This is a genomic window from Mycobacterium sp. NGS19 (genome assembly GCF_059813155.1).
Genome location: NZ_JCALEB010000004.1, coordinates 14,614 through 28,724, shown reverse-complemented (window position 1 = coordinate 28,724; position 14,111 = coordinate 14,614). Strand labels below are relative to the sequence as shown.

The 14,111-nt window shown below is 67.5% G+C and carries 18 protein-coding genes and 1 tRNA gene; 7 read left to right on the top strand and 12 right to left on the bottom strand.

The features are described 5' to 3' along the window. Position 1 precedes the first annotated feature (1 nt). Positions 2 to 430 carry a hypothetical protein gene (locus AC5Y4N_RS13275; protein WP_499909247.1) on the top strand — a complete coding sequence of 143 codons (429 nt, stop codon included), beginning with the start codon at positions 2 to 4 and terminating at the stop codon, positions 428 to 430. Between the two features lie 104 nt (positions 431 to 534). After that, positions 535 to 669, top strand: coding sequence for a hypothetical protein (locus tag AC5Y4N_RS13270; RefSeq protein ID WP_499909249.1), 135 nt, complete (start codon positions 535 to 537; stop codon positions 667 to 669). A 136-nt stretch (positions 670 to 805) separates the two neighbouring features. Here AC5Y4N_RS13270 and AC5Y4N_RS13265 read toward each other — a convergent pair. Further along, positions 806 to 889: transfer RNA gene (locus AC5Y4N_RS13265), tRNA-Leu, on the bottom strand. 153 nt (positions 890 to 1,042) lie between these two features. Between AC5Y4N_RS13265 and AC5Y4N_RS13260 the strand changes: the two genes are divergently transcribed. Then, the gene (locus tag AC5Y4N_RS13260; RefSeq protein ID WP_499909251.1) at positions 1,043 to 1,420 is read left to right on the top strand and encodes a hypothetical protein; all 378 of its coding nucleotides are present in this window, start codon (positions 1,043 to 1,045) and stop codon (positions 1,418 to 1,420) included. Further along, complete coding sequence (locus tag AC5Y4N_RS13255; RefSeq protein WP_499909253.1) at positions 1,417 to 1,752, top strand: DUF3817 domain-containing protein; 336 nt, start codon at positions 1,417 to 1,419, stop codon at positions 1,750 to 1,752. The genes AC5Y4N_RS13260 and AC5Y4N_RS13255 overlap by 4 nt, the downstream gene beginning before the upstream one ends. A gap of 7 nt (positions 1,753 to 1,759) precedes the next feature. Here AC5Y4N_RS13255 and rdgB read toward each other — a convergent pair whose 3' ends face one another. The 11 genes from rdgB to clpS all read right to left on the bottom strand — a co-directional run bounded on the left by rdgB (position 1,760) and on the right by clpS (position 9,158). Continuing rightward, positions 1,760 to 2,362 (bottom strand): RdgB/HAM1 family non-canonical purine NTP pyrophosphatase, encoded by a 603-nt coding sequence (gene rdgB / locus AC5Y4N_RS13250; protein WP_499909255.1) that lies wholly within the window; start codon positions 2,360 to 2,362, stop codon positions 1,760 to 1,762. 1 nt (position 2,363) lies between these two features. After that, the gene (gene rph / locus AC5Y4N_RS13245) at positions 2,364 to 3,143 is read right to left on the bottom strand and encodes a ribonuclease PH (RefSeq protein WP_499909257.1); all 780 of its coding nucleotides are present in this window, start codon (positions 3,141 to 3,143) and stop codon (positions 2,364 to 2,366) included. Further along, positions 3,144 to 3,917: a cyclic nucleotide-degrading phosphodiesterase gene (locus tag AC5Y4N_RS13240; RefSeq protein WP_499909259.1), complete on the bottom strand. Its 774-nt coding sequence runs from the start codon at positions 3,915 to 3,917 to the stop codon at positions 3,144 to 3,146. Positions 3,918 to 3,986: 69 nt separating this feature from the next. Beyond that, positions 3,987 to 4,808, bottom strand: coding sequence for a glutamate racemase (gene murI / locus AC5Y4N_RS13235; protein WP_499909261.1), 822 nt, complete (start codon positions 4,806 to 4,808; stop codon positions 3,987 to 3,989). Next, positions 4,805 to 5,485, bottom strand: a complete 681-nt coding sequence (locus tag AC5Y4N_RS13230) for a rhomboid family intramembrane serine protease (protein ID WP_499909263.1) — start codon at positions 5,483 to 5,485, stop codon at positions 4,805 to 4,807. The genes murI and AC5Y4N_RS13230 overlap by 4 nt, the downstream gene beginning before the upstream one ends. Beyond that, complete coding sequence (locus AC5Y4N_RS13225; RefSeq protein WP_499909265.1) at positions 5,476 to 6,438, bottom strand: cysteine synthase; 963 nt, start codon at positions 6,436 to 6,438, stop codon at positions 5,476 to 5,478. Before AC5Y4N_RS13225 ends, AC5Y4N_RS13230 begins: the two co-directional genes overlap by 10 nt. After that, the gene (locus tag AC5Y4N_RS13220) at positions 6,435 to 6,707 is read right to left on the bottom strand and encodes a MoaD/ThiS family protein (protein ID WP_499909268.1); all 273 of its coding nucleotides are present in this window, start codon (positions 6,705 to 6,707) and stop codon (positions 6,435 to 6,437) included. The genes AC5Y4N_RS13225 and AC5Y4N_RS13220 overlap by 4 nt, the downstream gene beginning before the upstream one ends. Then, positions 6,704 to 7,144, bottom strand: a complete 441-nt coding sequence (locus AC5Y4N_RS13215) for a M67 family metallopeptidase (protein ID WP_499909270.1) — start codon at positions 7,142 to 7,144, stop codon at positions 6,704 to 6,706. The genes AC5Y4N_RS13220 and AC5Y4N_RS13215 overlap by 4 nt, the downstream gene beginning before the upstream one ends. Positions 7,145 to 7,181: 37 nt before the next feature. Continuing rightward, positions 7,182 to 8,249, bottom strand: a complete 1,068-nt coding sequence (locus tag AC5Y4N_RS13210) for a P1 family peptidase (RefSeq protein ID WP_499909272.1) — start codon at positions 8,247 to 8,249, stop codon at positions 7,182 to 7,184. Beyond that, entirely contained in the window at positions 8,250 to 8,831 is a 582-nt protein-coding gene (gene aosR / locus AC5Y4N_RS13205) for an oxidative stress transcriptional regulator AosR (RefSeq protein ID WP_499909275.1), read from the bottom strand. It lies immediately after the preceding gene. Positions 8,832 to 8,855: 24 nt separating this feature from the next. Next, positions 8,856 to 9,158 (bottom strand): ATP-dependent Clp protease adapter ClpS, encoded by a 303-nt coding sequence (gene clpS / locus AC5Y4N_RS13200; RefSeq protein WP_499909277.1) that lies wholly within the window; start codon positions 9,156 to 9,158, stop codon positions 8,856 to 8,858. Positions 9,159 to 9,285: 127 nt separating this feature from the next. Between clpS and AC5Y4N_RS13195 the strand changes: the two genes are divergently transcribed. From AC5Y4N_RS13195 to AC5Y4N_RS13185, 3 genes are all read left to right on the top strand, one after another. After that, positions 9,286 to 10,569: a nicotinate phosphoribosyltransferase gene (locus AC5Y4N_RS13195; RefSeq protein ID WP_499909342.1), complete on the top strand. Its 1,284-nt coding sequence runs from the start codon at positions 9,286 to 9,288 to the stop codon at positions 10,567 to 10,569. After that, a complete protein-coding gene (locus tag AC5Y4N_RS13190) occupies positions 10,566 to 12,536 on the top strand; it encodes an ATP-dependent DNA helicase (RefSeq protein WP_499909279.1) in 1,971 nt (656 codons plus the stop codon). The genes AC5Y4N_RS13195 and AC5Y4N_RS13190 overlap by 4 nt, the downstream gene beginning before the upstream one ends. Positions 12,537 to 12,651: 115 nt before the next feature. Further along, on the top strand, positions 12,652 to 14,085 hold the full coding sequence (locus AC5Y4N_RS13185; RefSeq protein WP_499909281.1) for a neutral zinc metallopeptidase: 1,434 nt from the start codon (positions 12,652 to 12,654) through the stop codon (positions 14,083 to 14,085). Positions 14,086 to 14,111: the final 26 nt, after the last annotated feature.

Sequence of the window (14,111 nt, the reverse complement as noted above, 5' to 3'; positions counted from 1 at the left end):
CATGACAACGTCGTCCCCCACCGCTGCACAAGACAAGGCCGCCGAGCTCCCGCCGGGCACCACCCCGTACTACGCCCGCATGCACAAGTGGATCAAGCGGGCGGTCCTGGTGTGCCTCGTTGCGCTCGTCATCGAAGGCGCGTTCACGCTCCCCTTCATGGCGATCTACTACGGCTATCCGACGTTGAGCCTGACCGAGATCTGCAGCGAGTTGCTGAAGGTGCGGTACTCCGACGACACGCTGGAGTGCAAGTACCCGTATCCGGTGCTGGGGCCGCCGGAGGGCGCTGAAGGGAAGGACACCGCGCAGGACCAGTGGGGCATCCAGCCGGTGCCCAAATACCACCGGCTGGGGTTCCGGGAACTGGTCCGGATTCACAACGACCGGCTCGCGCGACAGGCCGCTCAGCAGCAGTCGGCTCAGCCGTGACGCAGTTTCCGACGACACCAGTGGGGTAGTCGACTACGCACGCCACCGCCGCTGACCGCACATAGCTTCGACGTCATCGAACGCCGACACGAAAGGTCAGTCCGATGACGCTCGCAGGTATCGAATTGCCACATTGGCGTACGCGCACGCCGCGGACGAAGGCCCCCAAACGCCACTACCCGCCGCGGGCCAGCTACTTCGAGGCCTCCGTCTTGGACCGCGGAGTGCGGCGCACTTGACCATCGCGACTGTCGCTTCTCAGTGGGCACAACCGTCGGCTAGCTCTTCTCCCAGCCGATGCCATCGTGGTCGCGGTCGAGCCACGGCCAGTAGTAACGGCTTTCCGACGGGATGAGAAGGCTATCGAGCTGAGAGTGCGGGCGGAGGGACTCGAACCCTCACGCTCTTGCGAGCACGGGGACCTAAACCCCGCGTGTATGCCAATTTCACCACGCCCGCGGCTTCGCGATCGTACCGCTTTGCAGCAGACGGCCCGACTTCGCGAATGTGAACTGGTTGCGGTCCGCCCCGGCGTGTCGGCGCAACCAGTTCACGTTCGCGCAGGTGAGGACGAAGTCGTCGGGCCGAAGAGCGCAGCGGTACCGTCAAGATATGCCCACTACACGGCGTCGAAGGCCGGCGCTGATCCTGCTGGTGATCGTCGCCGCCGCGGCCTGCCTCGCGCTCGGGTGGTGGCAATGGCAACGCTATGAGTCCGCTTCCGGCACCGGCCAGAACCTGGGCTACGCCCTGCAGTGGCCGGTGTTCGCAGCGTTCGTCGTCTATGCCTACCGCAAGTTCGTCCGCTACGAGGAAGAGCCGCCGCAGCTGCACAAGCCCGACACGGTGACAGAGATCCCGCCACATCTTCTACCCGAGCGCCCAAAACCGACGCGCGAAGAACCGCAAGACCCCACACTCGCCGAATACAACGCCTACCTAGCCGAACTCGCCGAAGCCGACAAGAGACACGACAGGACCATTCGATGACCGCTGAAAGCAGCACGGAGACAAGCAAGATCCGCACGGCCCTTAACGCTTACCGGGTGATGGCGTGGGCGACGGGCATCTGGCTCATCGCCTTGTGCTACGAGATCGTCGTCAAGTACCTCGTACAGGTGGACAACCCGCCGTCGTGGATCGGTGTCGTGCACGGCTGGGTCTATTTCGTCTACCTGCTCGCAACGCTCAATCTCGCCGTCAAGGTCCGCTGGCCGCTGTGGACCACTGTCGGCACCCTGCTCGCCGGAACGATCCCGCTGCTCGGCATCATCGTCGAGCACGTCCGCACTCGAGAGGTCAAAGACAAGTTCACGGTGTAGCCCGGAGCTAGGAGTGGGCGAGCGCCCGCAACGCCGGCACGAGAGCGGCCAGCGCCCGGCCGCGATGCGACCGAGCATCCTTCTCGGACGGACTGAGCTCGGCCGCACTGCACTCGAGTCCGTCGGGGATGAAGATCGGGTCATAGCCGAAGCCGCCGTCACCGCGAGGCGCGCTCGCGATCCGTCCCGGCCACCGCCCGCGCACCACCACCTCACCGGTGGCGTGCACCAAGGCACATGCCGAGACGAACGCGGCGCCCCGCCGCTCAAGCGGAACGTCGCGCATTTGAGCCAGCAACAACGCATTGTTCGCAACATCGTCACCGTGAGAGCCCGACCAGCGCGCCGACAGCACGCCCGGCATTCCGTTCAACGCGTCCACCTCGAGCCCGGAGTCGTCGGCCACCGACGGCAACCCCGTCGCGGCGAACGCGTCGCGCGCCTTGGCCAACGCATTCTCCTCGAACGTCGCACCGATTTCGGGTGCCTCGTCGAACGCCGGCACGTCGGACAGCGACAGCAGGGCGAACGCCAACCCCGCCGCATCCAGCACCCGCCGCAGTTCCGCCAACTTCTTGGCGTTGCGGCTCGCCACGAGCAGCCGGGTCACCTCAGCTGCCGAACGCCTTCTTCGGCGGCGGGCGCTCCGGCAGCACGCCGGGATACGGCAATTCCAACGCCGCCCGCTGGATGTCGAACAACTTCTCCGTGGCACCCAGCGCCGCGTCCAGCAGCTTGTCCAGCGTCGAGCGCGGGAACGTCGCACCCTCGCCGGTGCCCTGGACTTCCACGAGTGTTCCGGTGTCGGTGGCGACGACGTTCATGTCGACTTCGGCGCGCGCGTCCTCCTCGTACGGCAGATCCACGCGAATCCGCCCGTCGACCACCCCCACGCTCACGGCGGCGATCATGCACGACAGCGGTCTGGGGTCCGACAACTTGCCGGCCGCCGACAGATAGGTGACCGCGTCGGCCAGCGCGACGTACGCGCCGGTGATCGCCGCGGTGCGGGTGCCGCCGTCGGCCTGCAACACGTCGCAGTCGAGCGCGATGGTGTTCTCACCCAATGCGGCCAAGTCGATGCACGCCCGCAGCGACCGGCCGATCAACCGGCTGATCTCCTGGGTCCGCCCGCCGAGACGGCCCTTCACCGACTCCCGGTCCGAGCGGGTGTGCGTAGCCGCCGGCAGCATCGCGTACTCCGCGGTCAGCCAGCCGGCGCCGGTTCCCTTGCGCCACCGCGGAACCCCGTCGATGACGCTGGCTGTGCACATCACTCTGGTCTCGCCGAACTCGACGAGCACCGAGCCCGCAGGGTGAGACGTGAAGCCCCGCGTGATGGTGACGGGCCGCAGCTCGTCGTCGAGGCGGCCATCCTCTCGGCTCGACATCTACCGGCTGACCTCGAACGTCTCCTGGCACACGACGGCCCGCACCGGACCGTCGAATTCCGCTTTGGCCTCCGTGATGATGTCCTCCCGCGACGTCCACGGCGGGATGTGAGTGAGCAGCAACTCCCCCACCCCGGCCAGCGTCGCGATCTGGCCCGCCTCGGTGCCGGACAGATGCAGATGCTCGGGGCGCTTTCCCGGCGCATGCGTCCACGACGCCTCGCATAGGAACACGTCGGCACCCCGCGCCAGATCCACGATCGCGTCGCACATGCCGGTGTCGCCGCTGAACGTGAACACCGCTCCCGAGTCGTCCGTGAACCGCAGCCCGTACGCCTCGGTGGGATGAGCGACTGCCCGCGGCAGCACTCTCACTGATCCGAACTCCACTTCTTCGCCGTCATTCCAGTGCCGCACGTCGAAGATGTCGGAGAAGTCGTCGACCTCGCCTCCGAACGGAGACGAGGCCTGAGCCAGCCGCGACCAGGTGTCGCTCGGTCCGTACATCAACGCCTTGCCGACCGCGGGCACCGGGTGGTAGCGCCGCCACACGAACAACGCCGGCAGGTCGATGCAGTGGTCGGCGTGCAGATGAGACAGAAGCACATGCACCGCGTTGGGATCGGCGTGGCGCTGCAGCGCGCCCAGCACCCCATTGCCGAAGTCGATGACCAACGGAGGAGCGCCCGGTGCCGTCAGCAGATAGCCCGACGCCGGCGAATCAGGTCCGGTGACGCTGCCGGAGCAGCCGAGCACGGTGATTCGCACAGCCACTAGCTTGCCACGCCGCAACTGCTGTTGACGAAGACATCGCAGCAAAACGCTCGGACCAAGTGGGCAGTCTCAGGTCCGCGAGCCAACGTGATGCCTGACCGGGCGCACACCATCCAACGCCGGGCCCAAGAACCGTGCCGCAAGCTTTGTGAACGCGTCGGGCTCACCGGTCGCTTCGAACACCCGTGCCGCCGGCGGCGCGTCGTGCGGACGCAACAGATCCAGCTCGGTGAGCACACGCACGACGTCCTTCGCGGTCTCTTCGGCGCTCGACACCAACGTGACCGCATCGCCCATCACGAGTTGGATCAAGCCGGACAGCAACGGGTAGTGGGTGCAGCCCAGAACCAGGGTGTCGACGCCGGCGCGCTGCAGCGGCTCCAGATACCCCTCGGCCAGGCCGAGCACCTGCCGCCCGCTGGTGACTCCCCGCTCGACGAAGTCGACGAAGCGCGGGCAGGCCACACCCGTGACGACGGTGTCGCGGGCCGCGGCGAACGCGTCCTGATAGGCGCCGGAGCCGATCGTCGCCTCGGTGCCGATAACGCCGATGCGTCCATTGCGCGTCGTGGCGACGGCCCGGCGAACGGCAGGCAGGATCACCTCGACCACCGGCACGTCGTAGCGTTCGCGGGCGTCGCGCAGGCACGCCGCCGACGCGGTGTTGCACGCGATCACCAGAATTTTCACGCCGCGGGCCACCAGGTCGTCGCCGATGGCCAGCGCGTGCGACCGCACCTGAGGAATGGTCAGCGGGCCGTACGGCCCGTTCGCAGTGTCACCGATGTAGATGACGTCCTCGTCGGGCAACTGGTCGATGATGGCGCGGGCGACCGTCAGACCGCCCACCCCGGAATCGAAGATGCCGATGGGCGCGAATCGCGATGTCACGACGTCAGGTATGGCGTCGCCTTCCGACGGCGTTGTTCGCGCGCCTTGCGCTCAGGGCCGGATAGCACGTAGGCGGCAAACACTCCCGCGATCGCTCCGCATAAATGGCCCTGCCAGGAGACCCCGAAGGTGCCTGGCAGCACGCCGAGCAGCACGGTGCCGTACGCGAACAGCACCAGCACCCCGATCATGATTTCCCAGATCCGCCTGGTGAACCAACCGAACACGACCAGGAACGCAAGCCAGCCGAAGATCAGACCGGAGGCGCCGATGTGGTTGGTCTCCGGCACGTACGCCGGTTTTCCCACGTTGCCGATCAGCCAGGTGCCGAATCCCCCGACGACCCAGACGATGGCGGTCGCGTAGACGAACCGCGCCAACCCGGCGAGTGTCATCAAGAACCCGAGCACCAGAGCCGGCCCGGTATTGGCGATCAAGTGGTCCCAGTTGGCATGCAACAGCGGGGCCCAGATGATGCCCCAGAGTCCGTCGGTTTCCAGGGGCCGGATGCCGTTGTCGTCCAAATCGTGGCGGTTGAGCGTGTCGATCAACTCGACGACGTAGAGCAATGCGACGAACGTGACGATGGTGACGCCGCCTGTCAGCGTCACGGACCGCTTCTTCGTCTGCCGCACCGGTGCCGGCGAGGTGCCACCTCCCGGCCCGATCATGCCCATAGCTGCCCTTCCAGCGCGTCCTCGGCTTCGTCCAGGCTACCGGCGTAGGCACCGGTCGACAGATACTTCCACCCGGCGTCGGCCACCACGAACGCGATGTCGGCACGCTGCCCCGCCTTGACGGCCTTGCCCGCCATGCCCAGCGCGGCGTGCAGCACCGCTCCGGTGGAGATGCCCGCAAAAATGCCTTCGGTGTCGACCAATTCGCGGGTGCGCCGCACCGCGTCAGCGGAACCGACCGAGTACCGGGTGGTGAGTACCTCGGGGTCGTACAACTCGGGGATGAAACCCTCGTCGATATTGCGCAGCGCGTAAACGCCCTCGCCGTAGCGAGGTTCCGCGGCGACGATCTGGACGCCGGGCACATTTTCGCGCAGGAACCGGCCCGTGCCCATCAGCGTTCCGGTGGTGCCCAGGCCCGCGACGAAGTGTGTGATCTCCGGCAGGTCGGCGAGCAGCTCCGGCCCGGTGCCCTCGTAGTGCGACGCGGTGTTGGCGGGGTTGCCGTACTGGTACAGCAACACCCACGACGGATTCTGCGCAGCCAATTCCTTGGCCCGCGCCACGGCAGTGTTGGAGCCGCCCTCGGCCGGCGAGAAGATGATGCGCGCGCCGTACAGCTCCAGCAACTGGCGGCGCTCGATCGACGTGTTCTCCGGCATCACGCAGATCAGCTGGTAGCCCTTGAGCCGTGCCGCCATCGCCAGCGAGATCCCGGTATTGCCACTGGTGGGCTCGAGGATCGTCGACCCCGGCGACAGCACTCCTTGGCGTTCAGCCTCTTCGATCATCCGCAATGCGGGCCGGTCCTTGATCGAGCCGGTGGGATTGCGGTCCTCGAGCTTGGCCCACAGCCGCACGTGGTCAGGGTCGTCCCACTTCGGCGACAGCCGCGGCAGCCCGACCAGCGGCGTGTTGCCGAGTGCCTGCAGCAGCGAGTTGTAACGGGTCATCCGCCAGCGACTGCCGGCAGGATCGTCACCGTATCGCCGTCGTTGATCTCGGTGTCCAGGCCGCCGGAGAAGCGCACGTCCTCGTCGTTGACGTAGATATTGACGAAGCGGTGCAGCTTGCCGTTGTCGACAAGCCGTTCGGAGATGCCGGAGTAGTTGGACTCCAAATCCAAAATCACCGCCTGGAGGGTGTTGCCCTGAGCGGTGACGCGCTTCTCCCCGCCGGTGTGGTTCCTCAGAATCGTCGGGATCGAGACGCTCACGGTCATTGTGGTGCTCCTTCAGCGATGCTTTCGTAGGAGTCGACGACGGTCACCGGCTCCTCGGTCACGACGCCGTCGACGATGCGATAACTGCGAAGCTCGTGGCGGTCCGGGTCGCGCGTCGAGATCAGCACGTAATGTGCGTCCGGTTCGGCGGCGAGCTTGACGTCGGTGCGGCTGGGGTAAGCCTCGGTGGCGGTGTGACTGTGGTAGATGACGACGGGCACCTCGTCGGCCTCGTCCATTTGGCGCCACACCTTGAGCTGCTCACCCGAGTCGAAGCGGTAGAACGTCGGCGAGCGCTCGGCATTGGTCATCGGGATGTGGCGCTCGGGCCGGTCGGAGGTCTGCGGCCCGGCGATCACACCGCACGCCTCGTCCGGATGGTCGGCGCGGGCATGCGCGACCATCGCGTCGACGAGATCGGCACGAATCACCAGCACTGTCTTGCTCCTCGCGTCCGCACCCCTGCGGTCCTTTTCACGTGAACGCCCCCGGCAACACGTCACGATAGGTGGGTATTCCGGCGACCGCGCTGGCGGAGGTCACCGCCCGCACCACAGCGACGGCCATGCAGTCGGCTGCGGCGGCCCCGACCGCTCCTGTCAGCTCCGCCTCGTCCGACATCGACGCGGGCAGCTTGCCGGTGGCCGGCACGTCGACCGCGCCGGTCGCCAAGGCGAATACGGCGTCGCCGTCCAACGGCGAATGCGACGGTCGGATCGCGCGCGCAAGCCCGTCGGCCGCCATGATCGCGACGCGTCGGCACGATGCCGTCGACAGCGCGGCGTCAGTGGCCACCACGCCGATCGTGCTGTTGAACGCCTTGGCGTACCGGTCGTGTTCGGCGACCAGCGCGCCGAACCCGGCCACCTGGTCCTTTGGCGGGGCCGACAGCCCCAGCTCGGCGGTCACGAAATTGGTCCACGGCAGTCCCGTCGCCGGATCGATCACATCACCGACGGAGTTGACCACGACCAGTGCGCCGACCGTGACACCCCCGTCCAGCGTGGTCGATGCTGTGCCGATCCCGCCCTTGAGCACCCCGGCGCGTGCCCCGGCACCAGCGCCCACCGAACCGACGGCCGTTTCCGCCACCGCGGCTTGTGCCGCGTAGTAGCCGAATTCGGCGGTGGGCCGGTACCGCCAATCGCCGACGACGAGGTCGTAGATCACCGCGGCCGGCACGATCGGCACCACCACGTGATCGTCGTCGTCTGCGTTCATCACGATGCCGCGGCCATGCTCCTCCAGCCAGCGCATCACCCCGTCGGCGGCAGTCAACCCGTAGGCGCTGCCCCCGGTCAGCACCACCGCGTCCACGTAGCGCACGGTGTTCGCGGGGTCGAGCAGATCGGTTTCTCGGGTGCCCGGCGCTCCGCCGCGGACCTCCACCGCGGCGACCGTGCCCGCCGGCGGCAGCACCACGGTGGTGCCGGTGGCCCAGCCGGCGCCCATCGAAGCGGCGTCGTCGATCCGGTGGTAGTGGCCGACCAGAACGCCGCCTACATCGGTGAGCGACCCCGCGCCGGTCGCGTCGGGTGCCACTCAGCGCCGCCCCATCAACGCCAGCACCAGGTATTCCTGCATCACCGTCAGCCACTGGTAGACCTCGAAATGTCCGGCCAGCGGGTGATCGTCAGGCAGCCGCTCCGGGCCGTCGGGACCGATGCCCAGCATGGTGCCCAATGCCAGCCGGATGTCGTTGACCGCGGCCACCCACGCGTTGGCGTCGTCGCGGCTCAACTCGAAGCGACCACCGTCGGCCGGCACCGTGGCCAGCATCCGCTCACCGGCCTCGCGCTTGGCCGCGATGATCGCCGGCTCGTGCAGGCTGCGCAGCGCCGCGTTCAAGCTTTCCACCGCGGCCGAGCCGGCCGGATGGTTGCTTTCCGCGCGGTAGAAATCCGGAAGCAGCCGACGCATCGTGGCGTCCTGCGGGCGCTGCGGGTTACCGGCCTTGATTCCGGTGATCTGCTCGAGTTCGTCTGCAGGAGCCGACGATTCACGCTCGTCGAGCATGTCGAGCATCGATCGCACCAAGCTGTGCAACATCGATGCCTCGTGCACGGCCAAGGCGGTCCGAAAGCGTGGGCCATCGGCGGTGTCGACCCGCTTCCATTTGCGCACCGTCGGTCCGTCGCCCTGTGCCGGTCAGCGATCTCGCTGCAGGGTGGCCCACAGCCCGGCGGCGTGAAGCTTCGACACGTCGGCTTCCATCGCCTCCCTGCTGCCCGACGACACCACCGCCTTGCCTTCGTTGTGGACCTGCAGCATCAGCTTGGTGGCGTGCGGTTCGCTGTACCCGAACAGCTTCTGGAACACATAGGTCACGTAGGTCATCAGGTTGACGGGGTCGTCCCACACGATGGTGATCCACGGCGTGTCGGCGGAGTCGACGGACTCGGCACCGACGTCCTCGCGAGTTCCCGGACGGGTCCGCGCTGGCGTAACCATGCGTCAAGAATACCGACGCACACCGACAGATAATCTGTCCGGCTCAGCACCCTCGAGCCGATACGGTTACCGCGTGAGCACTCCGCCGGAGCCGACCGCGCTGCTGACCGACAAGTACGAGCTGACCATGCTTTCGGCGGCGCTGCGCGACGGCACCGCGCACCGGCAGACGACGTTCGAGCTGTTCGCCCGACGGCTGCCGGAAGGCCGCCGCTACGGAGTGGTCGGCGGCACCGGCCGATTGTTGGAAGCGTTGGCCTCGTTGCGTTTTGACGACGCCGCCCTGAGCGCGGTGCAGTCGTTTCTCGACCCCGAAACCCTCGACTACCTGGCCGGCTACCGGTTCGGCGGTGACGTCGACGGTTATCGCGAAGGCGAACTCTACTTTCCTGGATCGCCCGTGCTGACCGTCCGCGGCACCTTTGCCGAATGCGTGGTGCTGGAAACGCTTGCGTTGTCGATCCTCAACCACGACACCGCAATAGCTTCTGCGGCGGCACGAATGGTGAGCGCCGCCGAAGGCCGCCCGATCATCGAGATGGGTTCCCGGCGAACGCACGAGCAAGCGGCGGTCGCCGCCGCGCGGGCAGCATACATCGCCGGTTTCGCCGGATCGTCGAATCTGGCTGCTCAACACCGCTACGGCGTGCCTGCACTGGGGACCAGCGCGCACGCGTTCACCTTGCTGCACAGCACCGCAGCCGGACCCGACGAGCGAGCGGCCTTTCGCGCTCAGGTCGACGCGCTCGGCGTCGACACCACGCTGCTCGTCGACACGTACGACATCACCGGCGGGGTGGCCAATGCGGTAGAGGTCGCCGGCACGTCGTTGGGCGGCGTTCGGATCGACTCGGGTGACCTCGGTGTGCTGGCCCGCCAAGTCCGTCGTCAGCTCGACGACCTGGGGGCCCGGCATACCCGCATCGTGGTCTCCGGAGATCTCGACGAGTTCGCGATCGCCGCGTTGCGCGCCGAGCCCGTCGACAGCTACGGCGTGGGCACGTCGTTGGTCACCGGCTCAGGAGCGCCCACCGCCCAGATGGTGTACAAGCTCGTAGAAGTCGACGGTATACCCGTCGAAAAGCGCAGCACTGCCAAGCAATCTCACGGCGGACACAAGGAGGCGATGCGGATGGCGCGGCCCAGCGGAACCGTCGTCGAGGAAGTCGTGTATCCGGCAGGCCGGCCGCCACCGACCACCGAGCCGTGCCGGGCTGTGACGGCGCCGCTGGTTCGCAGCGGCCGACCCGTAGTCGAGGACGACCTCGGTGCCGCCCGCGCGCGTGTAGCGGACGGGTTGACCAGCCTGCCGTGGGACGGTTTGAAGCTCTCCCGCGGCGAGCCGGCCATCCCCACCAGAGTTGTGATCGCCGCCGATTCGATGCGGGAGGAATCACGTCGGCTCCGGTGACAAAGCTGCTTGCCGCCGCAGTCGACGCCCTCGGCGGCAGTGAGCGGGCTGGCCAGGTCGCGATGGCTCAAGCGGTGGAGCGGGCGTTCGACACCGGGGAGCATCTTGTCGTGCAGGCCGGAACCGGCACCGGCAAGTCACTGGCGTACTTGGTGCCGGCCATCGCTCGCGCTGTCGAAACAGATTGTCCTGTCGTGGTTTCCACCGCCACTATCGCCCTGCAGCGTCAACTTGTCGAGCGCGACCTGCCCCGACTCGCCGATTCGCTGGAGGGCCTGCTTCCCCGTCGCCCGAGCTTCGCGATTCTGAAGGGACGGGGGAATTACCTGTGCCTGAACAAGATTCACAACGGCGCGGCCGAAAGCGGTGCTAACGGCGAGGACGACGCGCTGTTCACGACGACGGCCACCACGGCAATGGGCCGCGACGTACAGCGACTGACCACATGGGCATCGAGCACCGAGACGGGTGACCGCGACGAATTGAAACCCGGTGTGTCCGACCGGTCGTGGGGCCAGGTGAGCGTGTCGGCGCGAGAATGTCTGGGCGCGGCGCGCTGCCCATTCGGTACCGAATGCTTCGCCGAGAAGGCGCGGGCGGTGGCAGGGAAGGCCGATGTCGTGGTCACCAACCACGCGTTGCTTGCGATCAATGCGATCTCGGAGGCGCCGGTGCTTCCAGAACACGACGCGCTCGTCGTCGACGAGGCGCATGAACTCGTCGACAAGATGACAGCGGTTGCCACCCAGGAGCTTTCGGCCACGCCGCTGACCGTTGCCGGTCGCAGAATCGCCCGGCTGGTGCCGACCGAACTCACCGAACGGTTCGACATGGCCGCGACCGCGTTGACCTCGGCGGTCCGGGACAGCGCGGCGGGGCGCATCGATCACCTCGACACCGGGCTCGCCGCGGATCTGGCCGCATTGCGCGACGCGGCCGCCGCAGCGCGTCGTGCGGTCCCGACGTCTGCCAGCGATCCGCGCGCCGCGAGCGCTCGCGCGGAGGCCATCGCCGCCCTCGACGACATCGCCGACACCTGCACCCGGATCCTGGTTTCGTTCCAGGTTCCCATTGCCGAGCGCAGCGACGTCGTCTGGCTGGCTCGCGACGACACCCGCGGGCAGGTGCAGCTGCGGGTGGCTCCGCTGTCGGTGGCGAGCCTGCTGCGCGGCGGCGTGTTCAGCGGGGCCACCACTGTGCTCACGTCGGCGACGCTGACGGCGGGCGGGTCGTTCGACGCGATCGCTGCAGACTGGGGTTTGACCGATGCCGACGTCCGCTGGCGCGGCATCGACGTCGGATCGCCTTTCCCGCATGCGCGTTCGGGCATCTTGTACGTCGCCCGCCACCTGCCGCCGCCTGGCCGGGACGGCACCGGTTCCGCAGAGCAACTGGCCGAGATCGCGGCACTGATCTCGGCCGCAGGCGGCCGCACGCTCGGACTGTTTTCGTCGATGCGCGCGGCGGCAGCGGCGGCCGAGGAGATGCGTGAGCGACTCGCCACGCCGGTGCTGTGCCAGGGTGACGACGCCACCGCAGCGCTTGTCGAGCAGTTCGCCGCCGATCCCCAAACATCCCTGTTCGGAACGCTTTCGTTATGGCAGGGCGTCGACGTACCGGGACCGTCGCTGTCCTTGGTGATCATCGACCGGATTCCGTTCCCCCGTCCCGACGACCCGTTGCTCACAGCGCGCCAGCGAGCCGTCACCGCTCGGGGCGGAAACGGGTTCATGGCCGTGGCGGCCAGTCACGCCGCGCTCCTGCTGGCACAAGGAGCGGGCCGGCTGCTGCGCCGGATCGACGACAGGGGCGTGATCGCTGTCCTCGACTCCAGGATGGCCACCGCTCGCTACGGCACCTTCCTGCGAAAGTCGTTGCCGCCGTTCTGGTTTACCACCGACCGCGATACCGCCCTGGGTGCACTGCGCCGGCTCACCGCCGAAACGCCGACGAAACGGATGTCATGACCGCGTGGCTCGATGGGCGCCGGGAGCGCCGACTGGCGGCGTCGCCCGATCCGCGGCGTGTCCCTCTATCCTGACAGCTGACCAAGTCGCGACGCGACGAGCCGGAAAGGTAGCCATGAGACGACTGTCGCTCGTCGCCGCCGTTGCGGCCAGCGCCGCCCTGGCACTCGGCGGTTGTACGAACCTGCTCACCGGCAAACCGGTCTCGATCTTCGCCGACCCGTTCCGCGTCGCTGGTCTGCCCGCTACAGACGGACCATCCGGTCTGCGGCCCGACGCCGCCGCGCCCACCCGCCAGGCGGACGGCGGCAACGGCGACAGAGACGACCAACTGGCCGTGCAGGCGGTCAGCGACGTCGAACAGTTCTGGGACGGCGCATACCGTAAGCCGCTGGACGGCGTGTTTCAGCCAGCCAGCGCCGTGATTTCCTGGGATGCAACGGAATACAGCACTCGTCGGTTCTGTGGTCACGACACCTACGACTTCGTCAACGCGGTGTACTGCTGGGACGACAACACCATCGGCTGGGACCGCGGTCTGCTGCTGCCGATTCTTCGCAGGACCTTCGGTGACATTTCCGTTCCGCTGGTGCTGGGCCACGAGTACGGCCATGCGGTGCAGCGCCGGGCCCTGCTGGCCGGCCCGGCCACACCGTCGTTGGTCGCCGAACAACAGGCCGACTGCTTCGCCGGCGTGTACATGCGCTGGGTGGCGGAGGACAAATCGCCGCGGTTCACCATGAGCACCGGTGAAGGGCTCAACAGCGTTCTGGCAGCGGTGATTTCGTTGCGTGACCCGCTGCAGTCGACAAGTGCATCAGGTTCGGGCGCCGACGAGCACGGCTCGGCCTTCGAACGCATTTCGGCCTTCCAGTTCGGTTTCACCGACGGCATCGACGCATGCGCGCACATCGACAAGGACGAGATCAAGCATCGCCGCGGCGATCTGCCGGTGGCGCTGACCCAAGACAGCACCGGCGAGTGGCCGGTCAGCGAGGATTCCGTGCACGCGATCGTCGACGCGATGACGCAGGCCTTCAGCCCTGCCAGCCCGCCCACGCTGAGCTTCGACCCGTCGGACACGTGCCCCGATGCTCGGCCCAGCCCACCCGCGTCGTACTGCCCGGCGACCAACACGATCGCCGTCGATCTGCCACGGCTCGAAAAGCTCGGCGCGCCAAGCGAAGAACGGGGCGGCTTCGGCTTGCCGCTGGGTGACAACACCGCATACTCGGTGGTGGTGTCGCGCTACATGGTCGCGATCCAAAAGCAGCGCGGCGTGGTTCTGGACAACGCGGCGGCCGCGTTGCGCACCGCATGCCTGACGGGCGTCGCCACCACCAAGATGTCCGAGCAGATCAACGTCGACGGGCACACCGTCCAATTGGCGGCCGGAGACCTCGACGAGGCGGTGTCCGGCATGCTCACCAACGGCCTGGCGGCCGGCGATGTCAACGGCGAGTCGGTGCCGTCAGGCTTCTCCCGGATCGACGCATTCCGCACCGGTGTGCTCGGCGACGAGAACCGCTGCTTCAAGCGGTACCCGTGACAGCCCGTCGATGCGTGGGACTGCAG